The organism is Thioalkalivibrio sp. ALJ15, assembly GCF_000383695.1.
GTDB lineage: Bacteria > Pseudomonadota > Gammaproteobacteria > Ectothiorhodospirales > Ectothiorhodospiraceae > Thioalkalivibrio.
In genome coordinates this window covers 387,417-408,483 of record NZ_KB912056.1, presented here as the reverse complement: position 1 = coordinate 408,483, position 21,067 = coordinate 387,417, and the positions used below count along the sequence as shown (strand labels likewise).

At 65.3% G+C, this 21,067-nt stretch carries 18 protein-coding genes and 1 pseudogene; 10 read left to right on the top strand and 9 right to left on the bottom strand.

Features of this window, described 5'->3' with window-relative positions; genetic code table 11:
• Positions 1-37: 37 nt before the first annotated feature.
• From G015_RS0101955 to G015_RS0101935, 5 genes and pseudogenes are all read right to left on the bottom strand, one after another.
• Complete coding sequence (locus G015_RS0101955; RefSeq protein ID WP_012981452.1) at positions 38-1,681, bottom strand: acetolactate synthase large subunit; 1,644 nt, start codon at positions 1,679-1,681, stop codon at positions 38-40.
• Positions 1,682-1,722: 41 nt separating this feature from the next.
• Positions 1,723-2,355, bottom strand: a complete 633-nt coding sequence (locus tag G015_RS0101950) for a thiol:disulfide interchange protein DsbA/DsbL (protein WP_012981453.1) — start codon at positions 2,353-2,355, stop codon at positions 1,723-1,725.
• The gene (gene ccsB / locus G015_RS0101945) at positions 2,356-3,528 is read right to left on the bottom strand and encodes a c-type cytochrome biogenesis protein CcsB (protein ID WP_012981454.1); all 1,173 of its coding nucleotides are present in this window, start codon (positions 3,526-3,528) and stop codon (positions 2,356-2,358) included.
• Positions 3,529-3,553: 25 nt separating this feature from the next.
• Positions 3,554-5,612, bottom strand: a pseudogene (locus tag G015_RS0101940) (cytochrome c biogenesis protein ResB).
• A 265-nt stretch (positions 5,613-5,877) separates the two neighbouring features.
• Positions 5,878-6,501 carry a cytochrome c gene (locus G015_RS0101935; RefSeq protein ID WP_012981456.1) on the bottom strand — a complete coding sequence of 208 codons (624 nt, stop codon included), beginning with the start codon at positions 6,499-6,501 and terminating at the stop codon, positions 5,878-5,880.
• A gap of 447 nt (positions 6,502-6,948) precedes the next feature.
• On the opposite strand from G015_RS0101935, the gene yihA reads away from it, so the two are divergent.
• Entirely contained in the window at positions 6,949-7,560 is a 612-nt protein-coding gene (gene yihA / locus G015_RS0101930) for a ribosome biogenesis GTP-binding protein YihA/YsxC (protein WP_012981457.1), read from the top strand.
• A gap of 243 nt (positions 7,561-7,803) precedes the next feature.
• Here yihA and G015_RS0101925 read toward each other — a convergent pair whose 3' ends face one another.
• Genes G015_RS0101925 through polA form a run of 3 tightly spaced genes read right to left on the bottom strand, consistent with a single transcriptional unit; the run spans position 7,804 to position 11,664 of the window.
• A complete protein-coding gene (locus G015_RS0101925) occupies positions 7,804-8,451 on the bottom strand; it encodes an SCO family protein (protein WP_012981458.1) in 648 nt (215 codons plus the stop codon).
• A gap of 10 nt (positions 8,452-8,461) precedes the next feature.
• Positions 8,462-8,956 carry a hypothetical protein gene (locus tag G015_RS0101920; RefSeq protein WP_012981459.1) on the bottom strand — a complete coding sequence of 165 codons (495 nt, stop codon included), beginning with the start codon at positions 8,954-8,956 and terminating at the stop codon, positions 8,462-8,464.
• A gap of 5 nt (positions 8,957-8,961) precedes the next feature.
• A complete protein-coding gene (gene polA / locus G015_RS0101915) occupies positions 8,962-11,664 on the bottom strand; it encodes a DNA polymerase I (protein WP_028490871.1) in 2,703 nt (900 codons plus the stop codon).
• 118 nt (positions 11,665-11,782) lie between these two features.
• On the opposite strand from polA, the gene G015_RS0101910 reads away from it, so the two are divergent.
• The 6 genes from G015_RS0101910 (at position 11,783) to ntrC (ending at position 17,143) form a co-directional block, all read left to right on the top strand.
• Positions 11,783-12,508, top strand: coding sequence for a TIGR00730 family Rossman fold protein (locus G015_RS0101910; RefSeq protein ID WP_012981461.1), 726 nt, complete (start codon positions 11,783-11,785; stop codon positions 12,506-12,508).
• A 2-nt stretch (positions 12,509-12,510) separates the two neighbouring features.
• On the top strand, positions 12,511-12,909 hold the full coding sequence (locus G015_RS0101905; RefSeq protein WP_012981462.1) for a DUF2782 domain-containing protein: 399 nt from the start codon (positions 12,511-12,513) through the stop codon (positions 12,907-12,909).
• On the top strand, positions 12,909-13,745 hold the full coding sequence (locus tag G015_RS0101900) for a hypothetical protein (protein WP_012981463.1): 837 nt from the start codon (positions 12,909-12,911) through the stop codon (positions 13,743-13,745). Before G015_RS0101905 ends, G015_RS0101900 begins: the two co-directional genes overlap by 1 nt.
• A 34-nt stretch (positions 13,746-13,779) precedes the next feature.
• Complete coding sequence (locus G015_RS0101895; RefSeq protein ID WP_012981464.1) at positions 13,780-14,433, top strand: DUF4124 domain-containing protein; 654 nt, start codon at positions 13,780-13,782, stop codon at positions 14,431-14,433.
• A 176-nt stretch (positions 14,434-14,609) separates the two neighbouring features.
• The gene (gene glnL / locus G015_RS0101890; protein WP_012981465.1) at positions 14,610-15,707 is read left to right on the top strand and encodes a nitrogen regulation protein NR(II); all 1,098 of its coding nucleotides are present in this window, start codon (positions 14,610-14,612) and stop codon (positions 15,705-15,707) included.
• Positions 15,707-17,143 carry a nitrogen regulation protein NR(I) gene (gene ntrC / locus G015_RS0101885; protein ID WP_012981466.1) on the top strand — a complete coding sequence of 479 codons (1,437 nt, stop codon included), beginning with the start codon at positions 15,707-15,709 and terminating at the stop codon, positions 17,141-17,143. The genes glnL and ntrC overlap by 1 nt, the downstream gene beginning before the upstream one ends.
• Positions 17,144-17,149: 6 nt before the next feature.
• On the opposite strand, the gene G015_RS0101880 is transcribed toward ntrC, so the two are convergent.
• Positions 17,150-18,142 carry a dihydroorotate dehydrogenase gene (locus G015_RS0101880; RefSeq protein ID WP_012981467.1) on the bottom strand — a complete coding sequence of 331 codons (993 nt, stop codon included), beginning with the start codon at positions 18,140-18,142 and terminating at the stop codon, positions 17,150-17,152.
• Between G015_RS0101880 and G015_RS0101875 the strand changes: the two genes are divergently transcribed.
• From G015_RS0101875 to G015_RS0101865, 3 genes are all read left to right on the top strand, one after another.
• Positions 18,141-18,605 carry a tRNA (cytidine(34)-2'-O)-methyltransferase gene (locus G015_RS0101875; RefSeq protein WP_012981468.1) on the top strand — a complete coding sequence of 155 codons (465 nt, stop codon included), beginning with the start codon at positions 18,141-18,143 and terminating at the stop codon, positions 18,603-18,605. The genes G015_RS0101880 and G015_RS0101875 overlap by 2 nt on opposite strands.
• 118 nt (positions 18,606-18,723) lie before the next feature.
• Complete coding sequence (locus G015_RS0101870; RefSeq protein WP_012981469.1) at positions 18,724-19,596, top strand: dienelactone hydrolase family protein; 873 nt, start codon at positions 18,724-18,726, stop codon at positions 19,594-19,596.
• Positions 19,597-19,833: 237 nt separating this feature from the next.
• Entirely contained in the window at positions 19,834-21,042 is a 1,209-nt protein-coding gene (locus G015_RS0101865) for a 6-phosphofructokinase (protein ID WP_012981470.1), read from the top strand.
• Positions 21,043-21,067: the final 25 nt, after the last annotated feature.

The window sequence follows — 21,067 nt, the reverse complement described above, 5'->3', positions numbered from 1 at the left end:
TCCCCAGAGAACGGCGGAAGGTCCGCCCGGATACTACCTAGAATGGACAGACCAACTCGCCCAAACGTTCCGTCAGCTTCAGGTTTTCGCTGTAGTCGACCGGGCAGTCGATGATGGTGACACCGGGGGTGGCGAGGGCCTCGCGCAGGGCGGCCTCCAGGCTGTCGCCCGGGCCGATGCGCACACCGCTGGCGCCGAACGAGTGCGCCAGCTGGACAAAATCCGGGTTGCCGAAATCGACGAAGGCCTTGCGCCCGTACTCGCGCACCTGCTTCCACTCGATCAGGCCGTACGCATTATCGTTCCAGATCAGCACGACAAAGCTCTGGTTCAGGCGCACCGCCGTTTCCAGTTCCTGCACATTCATCAGGAAGCCGGCGTCTCCGGTGACCGCGATCACCTGGCGTTCGGGGTAGAGCGCCGCCGCCGCGATCGCTCCCGGCAGGGCGATGCCCATGCTGGCGAACCCGTTCGAGATCAGGCAGGTGTTGGGGAGCTCGCAGCGGAACATGCGCGCCATCCAGAGCTTGTGCGCCCCGACATCGGTAATCACCACGGCGTCGAGCTCGGCCGCGGTGCGAAGGTCCCAGATCAACTTCTGCGGCTTCAGCGGGAACTGGGTGTCCTCGCGATGCTCGTTCATGTCGTCGATCAGGTTCTGGCGCAGCGGGCGCAGGATGGTCTCCTCGCGCGGGTCCACGAGATCCGTGAGGCGGGCGAGGCAGGTATTTAGGTCGCCGATCACCTCGGATGAGACATTGTAGTGGCCATCGACCTCGGCCGGGGCGGAGTCGATGTGGATCAGTGTGCGGTCGCCGGTCGGGTGCCAGAGCCTGGGTGGATATTCCACCAGGTCGTAGCCGATACAGACGATGACGTCGGCCTTGTGAAAGCCGAAATTGACGAAATCCTGGCTTTGCAGGCCCACCGAGCCCAGGGCCAGCGGGTGGCGGAACGGCAACACGCCCTTGGCCATGAAGGTGTTCGCGACCGGGATATTCAGCGCGGAGGCCAGCTGCGAAAGGGCTCCGCTGGCTCCCGAGCGGATGACGCCGTTGCCCGCCAGGATCAGCGGATGCTGGGCCTCGTTGAGCAACTTCGCCGCGGCCTCCAGGGAGGCCTCGGCCGGCACCGCCTCGGGTCCGGCATGGACCGGGAGTGGCGGGTTGGGGCATGGCAGGGCGGCCACGTTTTCCGGAAGTTCAATGAAGCTGGCGCCGGGCTTGCCGCCCTCGGCCCACTTGAAGGCTTTGCGGACAACCTCCGGCAGTATCTCGGGCTCGACCACGCTGGAGCTGTACTTGGTGATCGGCTGGAACAGGCCCTTCAGGTCAAGGACCTGGTGCGACTCCTTGTGCAGCCGGTGAGTGCTGGCCTGGCCCGCGATCGCGACCAGCGGGGCGTGATCCATGTTGGCATCGGCGACACCGGTGATCAGGTTGGTCGCCCCCGGGCCAAGGGTCGCCAGGCAGACCCCGGCACGGCCGGACAGGCGACCATGGACGTCGGCCATGAAGGCCGCGCCCTGCTCGTGGCGCGTAGTGATGAACTCGATGGGGGAATCGGCCAGGGCGTCGAGAACGGCCATGTTCTCTTCGCCCGGCAGGCCGAACACGCGCTCGACCTGTTCCTGTTCCAGGCATTCGACCAGTCGCTGGGCCGTAGTGACGGTTGTGCTCACGCGTTACGCCACCCGACGCTGGACCCTGGACATGGGCGGGGTCAGCCCCGGGCCCGTTCGATCAGGAAATCGGCGACGTCGAGCATCTCCTCGTGGCTGCGCGTCATGCTGGCCGAGACCACGGCCTCGCCGTCGATGACCAGGGTGGGCACACCCTCGACGCCGTACTCCTGAACGTCCTGGCCGGCCTCGGTGACCTTGCGGCGGATCTCCTCGGAGCGCATCACCTCGCGGAACTCGTCGGCGTCGAGGCCGCGCTGGTTGATAAAGCGCAGGATGGCGCTTTCCGAGCGCAGCTCGCGACCCTGGTCATGGATGGCGTCGTAGAACGGTTGATGGACCTCGTTCAGCACTTCCAGCTTCTGTGCGGTGTAGAAGACGCGCGCATGCAGGGCCCAGACATCGTTCATCGGCGCGGGCAGATAGACGAACTCGACATCGTCATCCAGCCCCTTCTGCCACTCCTGCACATAGGGCTCGAACGAGTAGCAGTGCGGGCAGCCATACCAGAAGACCTCGACCACCTGGATCTTGCCATCCTCCAGGCCGGTTTCGACCGGCGGCTGGATGGTGCGGAAGTTCTGACCATCCCGGTATTCGCGGGCCAGGCTGGTGCCGGTTGCCAGCAGCAATCCGGCACCGCCCATGGCACCCAGGAAATCACGACGCCTCATTTACAGCTCTCCGTAGGAATGCAGCCCGGACAGGAACATATTCACGCCCAGGAAGGTGAAGGTGGTCACGAACAGACCGATGATGGCCCACCAGGCCATGACCGGGCCGCGCCAGCCCTTGGTGAAGCGCATATGCAGCCAGGACGCGTAGGTCAGCCACAGAATCAGGCTCCAGGTCTCCTTCGGATCCCAGGTCCAGTAGCCGCCCCAGGCCTCGGCCGCCCACATCGCGCCCAGTACGGTGGCGATGGTGAAGAAGGCGAAACCGATCGCGATGGCCTTGTACATCACACTGTCCAGCGCATCCTTGCTGGGCAGCCGATGGGTGATCGCGGCATCCGGCCGGGTGCGCTCGAAACGGTGCTTGATCAGGTAGGCCACACCCAGCATGGCCGCGATGGCAAAGCCGCCGTAGCCGACGAAGTTGGTCGGTACGTGGATCTTCATCCACCAGGAGTTGAGGGCCGGCACCAGCGGTTCGATCTCGTGCGCCTGGCGGTCCCACATGTACCACAGCAGGAAAGTCACCGAGGCGGCGATCACCAGCATCACGAAGGCGCCCATGGTGCGCTGACCGGTGCGCTGCTCGTAGTACAGGTACATGAGCGTGGTCATTACCGCCAGCAGGATGAATACCTCGTAGAGGTTGGACACCGGGATGTAGCCCCAGCTGGGGTCGGTCAGGTAGATCTCGCGCCAGCGCACCATCAGCGCCATCATGCCGGCGCCCGAGCCGATCCAGGCGAAAGCGGCCCCGAGGCGCGACGGGAAGTCGGATTTGCTGAACAGGCCGAGGATGTAGGTCGCGGTGGCCATGTAGAGCATCACGCTCATCCACATCACACCGGCCTGGCCGGAGCCAATGTAGTTCAGCCAGAAGTTGGTGCTGCCCCGGGCCAGATCGTCACCGTACAACCAGACCCCGAACAGCGAGAGCGCGGCGACGATGATCGAAAAGAGCTGCCAGGGGCGCCAGAACCAGCCCAACCAGGCACTCATGCCGGCGGCGAGGATCAGGCCGCCGGTGTCGTAGCGATCCATCAGGTGGCCATACTGCCAGTGAGCGATCACCGCAACGGCGAGCACCAGCGCAAAGTATGCCCAGTCGAGCGGCCGGATGCGCCGGAAGATACTGGGCCGTTCAAAATCCAGGGCCTCATGGGGTACTGACATGGATCGCTCCTCCGACTGCTACCGGTTAGTCGTTCTTATTAGTTGATTCACTTCTGGCCATCGCCCGAGCCGTTGGCCGGCTTCTGATCGATGATCCAACGCTTAAGATGCGCGAAACGGTTCTCGAATTCTACCTTGTGCCGGTTACTGGTTCCGGCCATGGTCACCTGCGTCCCGCTGCCGTCTTCACGGCGTCGGGCGATGATCCACAGACGCTGATACGACACGTAAAACATCAGGAAAATCCCGATGATCAGCATCACGCTGCCGGTGTACACCGTGCTTTGCCCCGGGGCGCGCGCAATCTGGAGACCGGAGGCCTCGCGGTGCTCGAAGTCGCTCAGGTGGAAATAGAACGGTGACTCGTAGAGGCTGATCGCGTTGATTGCGGAGACAGCGTCTTCCAGCCAGCGCTGCTCCTCTTCCTGGATCGAGACCACACCCTCGTCTTCCAGGACCTCCATGTACAGGCCCTGTAGTCCGGCGTGCAGCACCCGCATCAGGAGCTGGCCGACCTGCTCGCGCTGTTCTTCCGGCACGCGGCGGTCAATCTCCGCGTGCACCGCGCCGTATCCGCCCTCGGCGAACAGGCGCATCAGCTCCGAGGTCGTCTGGGCGATCGCGGTGCCGGAGGGATCGTCGGCCGCGACTTCGCGCGCGATGGTGTTGCGCACCTCGGCGTTGTGCAGCATTGCCAGGTAGGTGCGGAAACGGTCCAGCGAGTCATCGGCATCCGCCGGCAGGAACAGGTACACGAACTCGTCACTCGGGCTCTCGCGTACGCCACTGAGGAAGTACATCGCCCCTTCCTGCAGTGCAGGCCGCATGTAGTTGCGGTAGTAAAGCCCGTGCCCGGTGCGATCCATCAGGCGGAAATCGAAGCTCGGGCCCAGCTGACGGTTCTCGCGCTGGCCTTCTTCATTCAGCAGCGGTACGACATTCTGGTCCTTGAAGTCGATGAACTCGATGATGCGCGTGTCACCCTGCGGGGTCGGGATTTCCTGCTCCTGGAATACGCGCCCGGGGACTTCCAGCGAGCGCAGGGCTTCGCCGCCGAGCGGGATCGCCTCGATATCGAGGCGGGTGCCGCCATCGGCGAAGCTGGCCTGGTAGATCGCGTACCCGTTGTAGATCAGCGGGTGGTTGACCGAGATGGTATGCCGCAGCGGCTCGTCGCGGTTGGGGTCATGGATCACGAGATCCGACTCGTAGGAGCTTTCCGCGCCGGTCGAGAAGCGCTCGATTCGGAACTCTTCCAGCTCGATACGAAACGGCAGTTGCTGGACGAAATAGCCCTCGCGCATCGGCAGGAACACCACGTCCGCGGAGGAGCCCTCCGGGATTTCGACCATGCCGCGGAACGAGGGATTGGAGACCGGCACCCAGGCCGAGCGCGGTACTTCGGACACCGGGACGCCCCGGGTCTCGATCTCGATGATGCCCAGCCACTCTTTGGCCTTGAGCAGCGTCGAGCCGTCTGCCAGCGCGCCCACGCAGATCACCACGATCCCGACGTGGGTCAGCAGATAGCCGAGGCGGTTCCAGCGGCCCTTCATGGCCGCGATCACCGTCTGGCCCTCGGATTCCTTCTCGCGTGCCTTGAAGCCCTGGGCCTTCAGCACACGCCGGGCATGATCAATGAATTCTTGCTGCGACTGGTCCAGCTCCCCGGTCGCGCTCGAGTGGAACGAGCGCAGGGACTTTTCCTTCACCTGCAGGTTGTAGCGCCGCAGGTCCTTCAGGATGCCCGGGCTCTGACGGTAGACGCAGAACGAGGTGGAGACCACCAGGAAGGTGACGATCAGCAGGAACCACGTGGCGGAATAGACCTGATAAAGCCCCATGCCGGCAAAGATCTCGTGCCAGAAGGGACCGTAGTCGATCAGGTAGTCGGTATAGGGCTGGTTCTGGACGAGCACTGTACCGATTACGGAGGCGATGGCCAGTGCCACCAGCAGGGTGATCGCCAGGCTCATGGAACCCATGAACTCGACCAGGATGCGGCTGCGCCGCGGGGCGCGGGCGGACTTGCTGCGGGCACCGGTCGCGGGAGCAGACCCGGCCACCTGTTCGTTATTCGACATGCTGAAACCTGCGTTGACCTTCGCGACTATGCGAAGCACCCCTGTCGGGGTTCAATTTCCTAGACAAACTGCACGGAAGTTTCGTGCAAACCCTGTTACTGGAGCTGGCCAGTTTCTCTGATCCGACCTGTCTGACGTGCCGAGCCCCCGCTCCATTCCCGGTGGCGGAAAAATTTGTCTGCCCCGGACAGCAAAAAAGGGGCGGCCTATGGCCGCCCCTTCCCTGGGAGGTTCGCCGCCCGGACTGCACGGCGCTCCGGCACGATCAGTCGGACGACAGCCCGGCCATGTACTGTGACACGGCCTCGATGTCTTCGTCGGACATGCGCTGAACCACATTGCGCATCATCCGACCCGCGTCGTTGGAACGCTCTCCGTCACGGAATTTGTAAAGCTGGTCCGCGCTGTAGGTGGCGTGCTGCCCCGCAACCTTCGGGAACATCGCCTCCGGGTTGCCCTGGCCATTCGGGCCGTGGCATGCGATGCAGGCGGCGACGTTCTGGGAGGGGATGCCGCCACGGTAGATGCGCTCGCCGCGTTCGACGACGTCTTCGTCGGCGGTTTCGGTGGTGATGGACTGCTCGGCGAAGTAGGCCGCCAGGTCGCGCATATCCTGCTCGTCCAGATCCGCGACTTCGCCCGCCATCAGCGAATCATAGCGGGTCTCGCCTTCCTTGAAGTCACGCAGCTGCTTGACGGTGTATTTCGGGTGCTGGCCCGCGAGCTTCGGCCACTCCGGGTTGGTCGAGTTGCCGTCCGCCTGGTGGCAGGCCGCGCAGGACTGGGAGATTTCCTGGCCGCGCTGAGGATCGCCCGCCTGAGCCGCCGACAGCGGGAGCAGCAGGGAGACGGACAGGGCAGCAAAGAGAGCGGAAAGCTTGTGGTTCATGATCGAAGATTCTCCTGCATGTAAATGCGTGCCGGGTCGGACCCGCGTTCCTTGTGCCCCTTGGCAGGGCGATCAACATGAAGGAAACACTGGTCAATGTACACCCTTGCGCTCGAGTCGCTTTTGCATGCGAACAAGCCGCGGCGACTGCCGTGCAGTCACTCTGCACAAGGGAGCCGCAACGCCGTTCGCGCGCAAAAGCGGCCGAGCCCCTGCATTGTAATGGGTTATGGGGTTGGTACCCCAGTTTCCCGATCCTGCGTTGCGCCGCTTGCGGGTAGAACCACTACCCGCAAGCGGCGCGCCTTGTCTCGGAAAACCTGGGGTACCAACGCGAGGGTGTACATTGACCAGTGTTTCCTTGAGCGGCGCAGTTTATAGCACAATGCTAAATTGCGCTCAAAAATATTCCGAGCTCCGCACTCGGCCAAGGACGTCCCCCGCCCCATGGAACCCCGTTTTCGCGAGACCGCCTTTATCAAGGGCGTGGCCCAGGTCGAGCAGCTCCCGGAGGATGACGGCATCGAGATTGCCTTCGCCGGGCGCTCGAATGCCGGCAAATCCAGCGCCCTGAATGCCCTGTGCGGGCGCAAGGCCCTGGCCCGGGTGGGCCGCACGCCCGGGCGCACCCAGGAAATCAACCTGTTCGCCCTGCCGCCGGACGAGGCATGGCGGCTGGTGGATCTGCCCGGCTATGGTTACGCGAAGGTGTCCGCCGGCCAGCGCCAGCATTGGGATCGGCTGCTGGGGGATTACCTGCAGTCGCGCGAGTGCCTGGCAGGGCTGGTGCTGATCATGGACATCCGTCGTCCCCTGACCGAGCTCGACCGTCAGCTGCTGGAGTGGGTGCCGCTGGAGCGTTGCCAGTTGCACTGCCTGCTGACCAAGGCCGACAAGCTCTCGCGGCAGGCGGCCGACAAGCAATTGCACGCGACCCAGCGCGAGCTGGAAGGCTTGGGGATCGAGGCGACCCTGCAGACCTTTTCTTCATTGAAAAATCAGGGGGTCGATGACCTGCGCGGCCTGTTGACCGAGTGGCTCCAGCCGGTCGAAGACTGACCGTGGCGCGAACCATGAACCCCAGACAAAAAAATGCCCCGGCCTTGGGGAGGGCCGGGGCAAGATTCGGCCTCGACAGGGGGGAGCGAGGCCTGCCCGCTCAGGGAGAGAAGCGGGCTCGCGCTGGGCTAGAGCGCTTGTAACGTAAGAAAGCGTCAGTTGCCTTGAGTTCCATCCGTTCCCGAAAATGAACGTGATTGGCTTCACACTCCTGAATGCAGCGCTCCTGTGGCTGTTGCCCCGTCAGTCATCGGTTCCCTGGGACTGGGCGTGTGCCCTCAGGGTCTCGACCAGATCGGCCGCGCTGGTCCCGTGAGGGTGAATCTCCAGCAAGTCGCCTTCGGGCCCGATCAGATAGGTCGATGAACTGTGGTCGATGATGTCGCCCATCGCCGAATCCGTTGCGCGGCGTTCGTAGAAGACACCATAGCGCTTAGCGGCGGGCTTCAAGTCTTCTTCGGATCCGGTGGCCGCGTGAATGTCGGCATGAAAATGGGCCACGTAATCGGCCAGGCGGTCCTCGGTATCTCGTTCCGGATCGACGCTGATAAACACACCGTTCACCTGGCCCTGCAACTCTTCCGGCAAGCGGTTCAGCGCCCCGCCAATCCACCCCAGGCTGGTCGGGCAGGCATCCGGGCAGCTCGTATAGCCGAAATACAGCCAGACGTACTGGTCCGTGTAATCGCCCAGGTCGAAGCGCTCCGCGTGCGTGGCGATCGGCAGCTCGATCGGTCCGCCCTGTACCTCGTCGGCGATGGGCAGTTGCGCATGACCTGCAAGATCGCGCGGCGGCGGCTCGCCCGGCTCCAGAGTGACATACACCAGCAGAGCACCTGCGGCGACCACCGCGAAGGCCCAGAAGAGACTGCTGACGGGGATACGGTTCATAAGGGGTTCATCAGTGATCGCGGGCAGTGACAAAGCGGAATTGTACGAAGGCGGCCTCGGATTTGCCTGCCGGCATCGCGGTGGCTGCCCAGGTCATGGATTCGGTGGTACAGATCGGCAGCGTGGTCGTGCCGCGGTAGCGGCCATCACCCGTGTGTTCCAGGCGCGGGCGCTGGTAGCCCATATACATTTCGACTCCGGCCAGGTCCAGGTCCAGGGCCTCAGGGTTGTTCAGCGCGGTCTTCGCCGCGGCATCCAGCTGCAGGTCCAGCGTCAGCTCCCGCAGCATCGGTACCGGGCGCGGCGTGATCTCCAGGCGCACCTCGCCGCCCTGTGCCAGGGCGGTGCTGCAGGGGCCGGCATTCAGGTCGCAGGCCTGTGGCTGGACGATCGGCACCTCGGCGGCGCCACTGTCCAGGTAGCGTTCGGCCAGCATCCAGGCGCTCGCGAGTAGCAGCAGCGCGACCAGCCAGGCGGCGATTCGGTTGAAGCGATGGGCCAGCATGGGGGCTAGTGGGCGTCGTCCCAGTTGGCGCCGACGCCGACGTCTACGACCAGTTCCACGTCCAGGTCGGCGGCCCCGCTCATGGCCTTGCGCACCAGCGTGGTCAGGTCCTCCACCGCCGCGTCGGCCACCTCGAACACCAGTTCGTCGTGCACCTGCATGATCATGCGCGCGTCAATCCCGGTGTCCTCGAGGTCGTGCGCGACCCGTACCATCGCGCGCTTGATGATGTCGGCGGCCGTGCCCTGCATCGGGGCGTTGATCGCGACACGCTCGGACTGCTGGCGCCGCGCCCCGTTGCGGCTGTTGATCTCCGGCAGGTACAGGCGGCGGCCGAACAGGGTCTCGACGTAGCCGTTCTCGCGCCCGGAGGCGCGCGCCCGTTCCATGTAGTCGTGCACGCCGGGATAGCGGCTGAAGTAGCGGTCGATGTACTCGCGCGCCTCGCCCTGCTCGATGCCGAGGTTGCGCGCCAGGCCCCAGGCGGACATGCCGTAGATCAGGCCGAAGTTGATCGCCTTGGCCGCGCGGCGCTGATCGCCGGAGACCTGCTCCGGGTCCAGCCCGAAGACCTCGGCGGCGGTTGCGCGGTGGATGTCCTGACCCTCGGCAAAGGCCTTCAGCAGGCCGGCATCCTGCGACAGGTGAGCCATGATGCGCAGCTCGATCTGCGAGTAGTCTGCCGCCAGTAGCTGGTGGCCCTCTTCCGCGATGAACGCGCGGCGGATGCGCCGGCCGGCCTCGGTGCGCACCGGGATGTTCTGCAGGTTCGGCTCCGAGGATGACAGCCGCCCGGTGGCCGCCCCCGCCTGGTGATAGGAAGTGTGCACCCGACCGGTCTCCGGGTGGATGCGCCGGGGCAGGGTCTCGGTGTAGGTGCTGCGCAGCTTGGACAGGCCGCGGTGCTCGAGGATCAGGCGCGGCAGGGCGTAGTCGTCCGCCATCTGCTCCAGCACGTCCTCGGCGGTGGAGGGCTGGCCCTTGGGTGTGCGCCGCAGTACCGGCAGGCCCAGGCGTTCGAACAGGATCTCCTGGATCTGTTTGGGCGAGCCGAGGTTGAACTCGCCGCCGGCCTCCTCGAAGGCCTCGCGCTCGATGCGCTCCATCTCGGCCAGCAGCTCCTGGCTCTGCTCGCCGAGCCGATCCGGGTCCACCTTTACGCCGACGCGTTCGATATCCGCCAGCACCGGGACCAGCGGCATCTCGATCTCGCGGTAGACAAACGCGGGGCCTTCGGCCGCCTGCAGACGTGGCTGGAACACCGCATCCAGCTGCAGGCAGATATCAGCGTCCTCGCCGGCGTAATCGGTGGCGATGCCGATATCCACCTCGGCGAACGGGATCTGCTTCACCCCCTTGCCGGCCACGTCCTCGTAGTGCGTGGTCTTGTAGTCCAGGTGGCGCTCGGCCAGGGAGTCGAGGTCGTGGCGGTTGGCCCCGGCATCCAGGCAGAACGACTCGAGCAGGGTGTCGTCGACGATCCCGCGCAGGGTGATGCCGTGATTGCCCAGCACGTTGCGGTCGTACTTCAGGTGATGGCCCAGCTTGCCGTGGCGCTCCGACTCCAGCCACGGTTTCAGGCGCTCGAGCGTCTCCGCGCGCGGCAGCTGCGGGTCGGCGTCCGGCCCGGTGTGGGCCAGCGGCAGATACCACGCGGTGCCCGGCTCGAAGGCGAAGGACATGCCGACGATCTCGGCGCGCATCGCGTCGAGGCTCGTGGTCTCGGTGTCGAAGGCGACTCGGTCGGCCTTGTCCAGACGCTCCAGCAGCTCGGCCAGTTCGGCCTCCTCGCGCAGCGTCCGGTAGTCGCCCTTCGCCTGCGACGGGCCCGGATTGCCGTCAGCGGCCTCGTCCTCGCTACCCTCCAGCTCCGCGCGCCAGCGGGTGAAGCCGTAGCGGCGCACCATCTCCAGCAGGCGCTCGTGATCCGGCTCGCGGATGTTCAGGTCGTTGGGGCCGGCATCCAGCTCGACATCGCGCTTGACCGTGATCAGTTCGCGCGAGGTGGGCAGGCGCTCGGCCGCGGCGCGCAGGTTCTCGCCGATCTTGCCGCCGATGTCGTCGGCCTGCTCGAGGATGGTGTCGAGATCGCCGTACTTCGCGATCCACTTGGCCGCGGTCTTGGGGCCGACCTTGTCTACGCCCGGGATGTTGTCGACGCTGTCGCCCATCAGCGCGAGGTAGTCGACGATCTGCTCCGGGGCCACGCCGAATTTTTCCTGTACGCCCTCGCGGTCCAGCGTGACCCCGCTCATGGTGTTGACCAGGGTGATGCGGTCATTCACCAGCTGGGCGAGGTCCTTGTCGCCGGTGGAGATCACCACGTCATGCCCGGCTGCGGCGGCCTGATCGGCCAGGGTCGCGATCACGTCGTCGGCCTCCACGCCCTCGACGCACAAAAGTGGCAGGCCCATCGCCCGCACGAGTTCGTGCAGCGGCTCGATCTGGGCGGCCAGCTCGTCCGGCATCGGCGGGCGGGTGGCCTTGTATTCCGGGTAGATGTCGTCGCGGAAGGTCTTGCCCTTCGCGTCGAACACCACCGCCATGTGTTCCGGGCCGTAGTCCGCGCGCAGCTTGCGCAGCATGTTCGCCACACCAATCATCGCCCCGGTCGGGGCGCCATCCGGCGCGGTCAGCGGCGGCAGGGCATGGAAGGCCCGAAACAGATACGACGAACCGTCGACCAGAACGAGGGGGGCTTGTGACATCAATGCGGTATCCGTGCGGAAGGTGCGCGCCATTCTACAGCCCCGTTTTGTGCCGCGACCATTTGTACCGACCCGGGGCGCCCGTTACGCTTGGCCTTCGACACGAGGAACCCTCCGCATGAACGACCGCGAACGCGCCGAACACCCCGGCCTGCGCCCGATTGACGACTCCGCTCTGACCCGCGAAAGCTGGAAGATCTTCCAGATCATGGCGGAGTTCGTGGAGGGCTTCGAGCGCCTGGCGCACATCAAGCCATCTGTGAGCATCTTTGGCTCCGCGCGCTTTCCACCCGGACATCCGCATTACCAACTGGGCGAAGAAGTCGCCCGCCAGCTGTCGGATGCCGGCTTCGCGGTGGTGAGTGGCGGCGGCCCGGGCATCATGGAGGCCGCCAACAAGGGCGCCTTCGCCGGGCGCTCCCCCAGCATCGGCCTGAATATCCAGCTCCCCCACGAGCAAAGCGCCAACCCGTATCAGGACATCAGCCTGGGGTTTCGCCACTTCTTCTCGCGCAAGGTGATGTTCGTGAAATACGCCTCCGCCTATGTGGTCCTGCCGGGCGGTTTTGGCACGCTGGACGAACTGGCGGAGATTCTGACGCTGGTGCAGACCGGCAAGACCCGGCGCATCCCGATCGTGCTGGTCGGCTCCGAATTCTGGAAGGGGCTGCTGCACTGGTTCGACGACACTCTTGTGTCCGAAGGCACAATCGATGCCGAGGACCTGAAGCTATACTCGTTGGTGGATGCCCCGGAAGACGTGGTGGACGTGATCTTCGAGCATTACGAGGCGCGCAGCTTCGAGCCTTCCGCGGAAGAAAAGAAACGCATGATGGAGCTGTGAGCATGGCCGCTAAGTGCACCCATTATCCCGCCGCCCTCCTGGTCGGTCTGCTTCTCGCGCCGGCTCTGGCCATTGCCCAGCAGGAGCGCGAGTGGGACGATGCCCCGCCGCCGCCCGAGATGCCGGACGAGGCCGAGGCCGACCCCGCGCCGCCCGTGCTCGACGAACGCGCGCGCGAGCAGCGGGGCCTGGAAGAGGCTGACATTGTGATCATCGAACGCGACGGGGAGACCCGGCGCGAGTACCGCATGGGCGGGCAACTGGTGATGGTGGAGGTGATCCCCGCGGCCGGTCCCTCCTACTACCTGATCGACAGCACCGGCGACGGCCTGCTCGATCGCCGTCAGCGTGAGCTGGAACCCGATTTCGTACCGCCGTCCTGGGTGATTTTCCAATGGTAATGAACGAACACGACTGCCAGGCCTGTGCCGAGGCCTGCGGGGTGAGCATCGAGTTTCGCGAGGGCGAGGCCTTGCTGGCGGGGCAGCCCGTGCAGTGCCTGCGTCTGTCGGCGGATGCCGCCTCCGGTATCGAGGCGGCCCTGAAGGGTGCAGGCATCAGCCCGCTGGCCACCGCTGATGCCGACGGGACGCGGATTCTTTTCCTGGATCAAGGTCAGGCATTGCGCGAACCCCTGTCGGCCGAGGGCCCCGGAAGCCTCAACGCCCTGGGGGAGCGGGCCGCGAGCTGGCAGGCCCTGCACCCGGCGAGTGCGATGCCGGAGGCCACGGGCTATCGCCGCGGGGTGCTGCAGCAGCTTTTGCGCGAACGCGCCGATGCCCTGGGCCAGACGCTGTTGGCCGGCGAGCGGGAGACGCTGGATGCCGAACTCCACCACCAGAGCCTCTATCGTTTCGAGGATCTGCCGCTGGCCGGGAGCTACTGGCACTCGGTGCGGGTCTATTCGGAAGGGGCCGGGCTCGCGGATCTGGTGATGCCGCCGGCGCCGGTGCCCGCTTTCTGGCAGCTCGCGCGCATCGCATTGGCGATTGCGGTGGACGAGGCCGGCGAGATTCGAGCCGATGCCTACCGCGCGTTGCTTGCGGGCTACCATGCCAGACGCCCGTTGGCCGCGATCGAGCGCGGGGCCGCACCGACATTGCTGCGCCTGGCCGCACTGGACGACTGGATCGGTCGTCGCGAATCCGGCGCGACGGGCGAGGCCGAACGCCAGCGGCTCGTTGCGCTGCAGGGGCACGCCGCCCGTGTGCAGGGCATGTGGGTACGTGCCGCGTAGGTGGCTCGGGGGTTTCGGCCCAAGGAGATCGACGATGAACAAGGTCTGGGTGCTGTTTCTAGTCGCGATGTGCCTGCCGGCGCTCACCCAGGCCGAGGTCTATCGCTGGACTGACGACCAGGGCAATGTGCACTTTGGCGACCGTCCTCCCGAGGGCAGCGCCAGCGAGTCGGTCGATGTACGTGAGCCCATGCGCGGGGTGCCGCTCGAGGGTGCCCGAGAGATCCTTGAACGTCCGGTGCGGCCTCAGCAAGAGGAGGCCGATGCCAGTGGCTACGAACGCGTCGCGATTACGCAGCCGGAGGACGGGGCCGGCGTGCGTGCCAATGACGGCAATGTCACCGCCGAGGTGGCGCTGGAGCCCGCCCTGGATACCGAGGCCGGCCATCGCGTCGTCTGGCTGCTGAACGGCGAGGAGGCTGGCGACAGCACCGGCTCCAGTATCACCTTCGAGGGGCTCAACCGCGGCGAATACAGCCTGCAGGCGCGAGTAGAAGACGACGCCGGGCAGGAGCTCGCCAGCAGCGACACCATCCAGTTCAACGTGCTGCGCATCGCGATCCCGCGCGAACAGCAGCAACAACAGCGCCCGCAGCAATTCCCCCAGGGCGGCGCCCCGCAGGCCCCTCGGGCCCCCCAGGCCCCGCGCGCACCTCAGCCCCAGGTCCAGCAGATTCCGCAGAACTAGTCGGCCGCACCAACTCCGTGCGCATTCTGCCCCAATATGGTGCCGTATTTGCACTATAATGGGGCGGCGCTTGGTGATTGCCGCCACGGCCGCCTTGCCTGGGCGCTCTCCTGCCCGCGGATGATCCACCCTGTGCTGTGCCCCTGTTTGGCGCGATTCCTGCTTGAGGCCCGTTGATGAACAATCCTGTTGCCAAGCCCGCCCCAGCGCCATGGCCCTGGTGGGACGACCTGTCAACTGCCGTGCTGGTGACGGATGGCGAGCTGCGCCTGGTCAGCCTGAACAGTGCGGCCGAGGTCCTGCTGGGGCTTAGCCGCGAGCGTATCGTCGGCCACGGACTGGGGCAGTGCCTCAGGCTCGACCGCAGCCTGTCCAATCGGCTGCGGTCGGTGTTGTCACTCGATCAGCCGATTACCCTGCGCGCCCGACAGATGGAGCCACTGCGCGCCGAGCCCTTCCTGGCGGACATCACCATCACGCCTCTGCGCGGTGACGATGGCCGCGAGCCACAACTCTTGTTTGAACTTAACGCCATTGATCGCCATGAACGGATCAGTCGCGAGGAACAGCTGCAAAAGCAGCAGGCGATCACGCGTGCGGTGACCCGGGGGCTGGCCCACGAGATCAAGAACCCGCTGGGCGGCCTGCGCGGGGCGGCGCAGCTATTGGCCAGCGAGCTGGATGACGACGGGCTGAAGGAATACACCGGCATCATCATTCGCGAGGCGGACCGGCTGCGCAGCCTGGTGGATCGCATGCTGGGCCCGAACAACCTGCCCCGCCTCGAGGCCGTAAACCTCCACGAGGTGCTGGAGCACGTGCGCGGCCTGGTCAGTGTGCAACTGCCGCTGGGTCTGAAGATCCGCGGCGACTACGACCCGAGCATCCCGGATGTGCAGGCCGACCGCGACATGCTGGTGCAGGCCATCCTGAATCTGGTGCAGAACGCGGTGCAGGCGTTGAGCGAGGGCGGCGAGATCACCCTGGTCTCGCGCGTACTGCGCCAGTACACCATTTCCGGTCACCGCCACCGCCTGGTGGCACGCCTGAGCGTGCGCGACAACGGCCCGGGCATCCCGGAGGAGATCCGCGAGCGCATCTTCTTCCCGATGGTGACCGGCCGCGCCGCGGGCACCGGCCTGGGCCTGCCCATCGCCCAGAGCCTGATCCAGTTGCACAACGGACTCATTGAATGCCGTTCGCGACCGGGCAGCACCTCGTTCGACATCCTGCTGCCGATCGAACCCCAAAATGCCAAGGAGGCCGGCAACTGATGGACCCCATCGTCTGGATCATTGACGACGACGACTCGATCCGCTGGGTGCTGGATCGCGCCCTGCAGCGCGCCGGTATCAATGTGCGCGGGTTCGAGACGGCCGACGCGGCCTGGGCTGCGCTGGAGACTGACGAGGCCCCGGATACGGTGGTGGCCGACATCCGCATGCCGGGGCTGAACGGCCTCGATTTTCTCGCCCGTATGCAGACCCGCCCGGATCCGCCACCGGTCATCATCATGACGGCGTTTTCGGATCTCGAGAGCGCGGTCGGCGCTTACCAGACCGGGGCTTTCGAGTATCTGCCCAAGCCGTTCGATGTCGACGAGGCCGTGGCCCTTGTTCAGCGTGCGCTGGAGGCGCGGGCGACTGCGCAGCAAAATGCCGAGGGTGGCGCCAGGATCGAGGACACCCCCATCATCGGCGAGGCGCCGGCGATGCAGGAGATGTTCCGCGCGATCGGGCGTCTGTCGCGCAGCAATATCACCGTACTGATCAACGGCGAGTCCGGCACTGGCAAGGAGCTGGTCGCGAGGGCCTTGCACCAGCACAGCCCGCGGGCCGATCAGCCATTGATCGCGTTGAACACCGCCGCGATCCCGAAAGACCTGCTGGAGAGCGAGCTGTTCGGTCATGAGCGTGGCGCCTTTACCGGCGCCAGCCAGAGCCGCAAGGGCCGCTTTGAGCAGGCCGATGGCGGCACACTGTTCCTCGACGAGATCGGCGACATGCCGTTCGACCTGCAGACGCGTTTGCTGCGGGTGCTGGCGGACGGAACCTTCTATCGCGTCGGTGGGCATACCCCGATCCGGGTGGATGTGCGCATCATCGCCGCCACCCACCAGGACCTCGAGGAGCGCGTGCGCGCCGGGCTGTTCCGCGAGGATCTGTTCCATCGCCTGAACGTGATCCGTATCCATGTGCCGTCGTTGCGCGAGCGCCCGGAGGACATCCCGCTGCTGGTGCAGCACTTCATGGCCGAGGTGGCGTGCGAACTGGGGGTCGAGGCGAAGACCATGCGGCCGGAGGTGGTGCGCGAGCTGCAGCGTCTGCCCTGGCCGGGTAATGTTCGCCAGCTGGAGAACACCTGTCGCTGGCTGACGGTCATGGCCTCGGGACGTGAGGTGCACCTGGACGACCTTCCGGCCGAGCTGCATCAGGATGCGCCGCCCATGGAGACCCACGGAGGCCTGTCGGACGCGCAGATGGCCACGCCGCGTGACTGGACCAGCGAGCTGGCCCAGGTCGCTCGGCAGCACTGGCAACAGGGCGAGCGCGACCTGCTCGGCCGGGTTCTGCCACAACTGGAGCGTACGGTGATTCGCGAGGCGCTGAATGTGACCGGTGGGCATCGCCAGCAGGCCGCTGCCCTGCTGGGCTGGGGCCGCAACACCCTGACTCGCAAGATTCAGGAGCTGGGCATCGACGACGAGTAGGGCAGATCAGGTCGTGGGGTCTTCCGGGGCCGGGGCGGCGCAGGCGGAGATCGCGCTGTTGAGCTGCAGGCTCCCGGTCAGCTCGCTGACCTGCTGGATGCCGTGGCGATCCATGTAGTCGCGGATGCCGTCCAGGATCTTCGGCAGGCACAGCGGATCGTAGAACAGCCCGGTACCCACGCCCACGGTGCTGGCGCCCGCGATCAGGAATTCCAGCGCGTCGCGCGCATTCATCACGCCGCCCTGGCCGATGATCGGGACATTATGCGGTGCGGCCACCTGATAGACCTGCTGTACTTTCAACAGCGCGATCGGCTTGATCGCCGGGCCGGAGAGTCCGCCCTGGTTGTTGCCGATCACCGCGCGGCGGTTTTCCACGTCGACGGCCATCCCCATCAGGGTGTTGATCACGGCAAACCCGTCGGTCCCGGCATCGATGCAGCGGCGGCCATTCTCGGCGATGTCGGTCTGGTTGGGCGACAGCTTGGTGATCAACGGCTTGGAGGTCACGGAGCGGCAGGCCTCGACCACGCGCGCCGACATCTCCGGGTCGTTGCCGAACGCCACGCCGCCTTCTTTCACGTTGGGGCAGGAGATATTGATCTCGATGGCATCGATCGGCGAGTCGTCGAAACGCCGGGTGACCTCGATGTACTCCTCGATCGTGGAGCCCGAGACGTTGGCGAAAAAGCGCGTCTCCTCGAAATCCAGCGCGGGCAGGATCTCGTCCACCACCCGGTCCACGCCCGGATTCTGCAGCCCGATCGCGTTCAGCATGCCGTCCGGGGTCTCGTAGACGCGGTGCGGCGGGTTGCCCAGTCGCGCCTGGCCGGTCGTGCCCTTCAGGCAGATCGCACCCGCGTCGCGATTGGAGAACCCGGCAACCCGGGTGTATTCCTCGCCAAAGCCGACACAGCCGGACAGCAGCACCAGCGGCGTGTTCAAATGCAGCCCGCAGAAATCAACGGCCAGCCGCGGATCGGTGCGCGAATCACTCATGCTTCACATCGTCCTTTATGAACCGGAAATCCCGCCGAACACGGGCAATATTATTCGTCTGGCGGCCAACACCGGGGCGGCGTTGCACCTGATCCATCCGCTCGGCTTCGAGCTGGATAGCGCCCGGGCGCGCCGCGCCGGGCTCGACTATCACGAGCTGGCCCGGGTGCAAGAGTATGACAGCCTCGAACGGTGGCGGGAATCGATCCGGCCGCAGCGCGAGTTCGCCCTGACCACGCGCGGGCAGGCCCGTTACGACCAGGCCGGGTTCCAGTCCGGTGATGCCCTGTTGTTTGGGCCGGAGACCCGCGGACTGCCCCAAGCGGTACTCGACGCACTGCCTCCCGAACAGCGATTGCGTCTGCCCATGCAGCCCGATAGCCGCAGCCTGAACCTCTCCAACGCGGTGGCCGTGGTCGTCTACGAGGCCTGGCGCCAACTCGGTTTTCCGGGCGGGGTCTAGGGTCCGATGTGCTGGGCAGGACGCCGTGCTTTGCTCTAAGCTCGAAGGCGTGGCTCACGGCTGCGGGATCCCCAGTTGGGTCTTCTGCGCGGCTCCAATAAGAAGGGGTTCGGGATTCATGGTTTCTGCTTTTCGATCGTTCTGCCTGCTGGCCGCCACCAGCCTCCTCGTCTCGCCGCTCGCCGCGGATGAACCCACCGGTTCTGACAACTGGTGGTGGGATGACGACTGGTGGGAAGACGGCGTGCTGTATTCCGATCTCGAGAATCACGAGGTCGAGATCGAGCGATTCGAGTATGAGCGCGACGGCGTGGACATCCCGGCGCTGGTGGCGCGCCCCGCCGATGGCGAGGCCTATCCCGCGATCCTCTGGGCCCATGGCCGGCGCGGGCTGGACGATCTGGCGATCCTGCATGTGAAGCGCCTGGCCGCGCGCGGCTTCGTGGTGATGGCGCCGGACATGTACACCGGCCGTTTCATGGAAAGCCATCCGCTGGATCATGACTACGAGCTGGAGGGCGACCTGAACAAGGGATTGGATGTCCTGCTCGAGCGTGACGACATCGTCGGTGACCGGGCCTGCCTGGTCTCCATCACGCGCGGGGGCTACAAGACGCTTAAGGTGGCCGTGACCTTTGAGCGGCAGGTCGAGGATGTTGCCTGCTGGGCCGGCTACTACCCGCACCTGCAGGACCCGAACCTCGGCGAGCCGCACCAGGTGTATCGCTACGCCAACGAGGTCAATCAGCTCGAGATCCCGATGATGATCCTGATCGGCGACGAAGAGCAGTATCAGCGCCACCGGACCGCGAAGATGGCCGCGGACGGTCTGGAAAGCCGCGGCGGTGATGTGACCTGGATCGAATATCCAGGCGTTGGCCGCGGCTTCGATTTTCGCAATGGCAGCAACCGCACCTTCGCCGACGATCTCGCCTCTCGTGACGCGATGATCCGGGTCACCCGCTTTGTGAACCAGCATCTGCGCGACTGAGTTCTCCCTCGACTTCCTCCCCTGGCCTGCGAGCCGGCACCACCGACCCATCGGGTTGGTGGTGCCGTTGTGCCTTCAGGTCCTCTCGGGTCAATAAGTCTTTGATAATACAATTAAACGTTTCCGTGCGGAGAGTGCGGAATTTGCTATCTTCGGGCCTTATGTCACTGAGATGCCCGGTCGTTGCGCGGCCGATTCACGGTTGGAACGCACTAAAGTCGCAGAAGGAGGACGAAGATGGCCAAGGTTCTGATCGCCCAGGGTGGAGGCCCGACGGCGGTAATCAATCAATCCATGGTGGGCGCAGTCCTGGAAGCCCGGAAATTTACCGACGTCGAGCTGGTATACGGGGCCTTCCACGGGGTCCGCGGGATCATCGACGAGGAGTTCCTGGACCTGACCCAGGAGACCACCCACAATCTGGAGATGGTCGCGCGGACGCCCTCCTCGGCGCTGGGCTCTACGCGTGACAAGCCGGATCTCGACTACTGCAAGGAGATCTTCAAGGTCCTGAAGGCCCACGAGATCACCTACTTCTTCTATATCGGCGGCAACGACTCCTCCGACACGGTGCGTATCGTCAGCGAGGAGGCGCGCAAGGCCAACTATCCGATGCGTTGCGTGCATATCCCGAAGACGATCGACAATGACCTGGTGGAGAACGACCATACGCCGGGCTTCCCGTCCGCAGCGCGTTTCGTGGCCCAGGCCTTCGTCGGCGCCAACCTCGACAACTATGCCCTGCCGGGAATCTATCTGGCGGTGGTCATGGGCCGCCATGCCGGGTTCCTGACCGCGGCCTCCGCCCTCGGGAAGAAATTCCCGGACGACGGGCCCCACCTGATCTACGTGCCCGAACGCGTATTCGAAGTCGACCGCTTCCTGTCGGACGTCAAGGCGACCATGGACCGTTACGGGCGCTGCGTGATCGCGGTCAGCGAGGGGATCCATGACGCGGACGGTGAGCCGATCGCGACCAAGCTCGCCAAGGACGTGGAGAAGGATGCCCACGGTAATGTTCAGCTCTCGGGCACCGGCGCCCTGGCCGACATGCTCTGTGGCGAGATCCGGGACAAGCTGGGGGTCAAGCGCGTACGCGGCGACACCTTCGGCTATCTGCAGCGTGCCTTTATTGGCTGTGTCTCGGACGTCGACCAGCGCGAGGCCCGGGAAGTGGGCGAGAAGGCCGTGCAGTTTGCGATGTGGCAGGGCCGCGACGGCTCGGTCGCGATCAAGCGTACCGGCTTTTATTCGGTGGACTACGAGTACGTGCCGCTGGAGGCCGTCGCTGGCAAGACCAAGGTCATGCCGGACGAGTTCATCGATGCCTCGGGCACCGACGTCACCGACGCCTTCCGGATGTATCTGCGTCCGCTGCTGGGCTCGGGCATGCCGGATGCCTACCGCCTGCGTCAGAACAAGGTGACCAAGGTGCTCGGTCGCTAATAGCAAGAAAGCCCCTGGTCCCGTG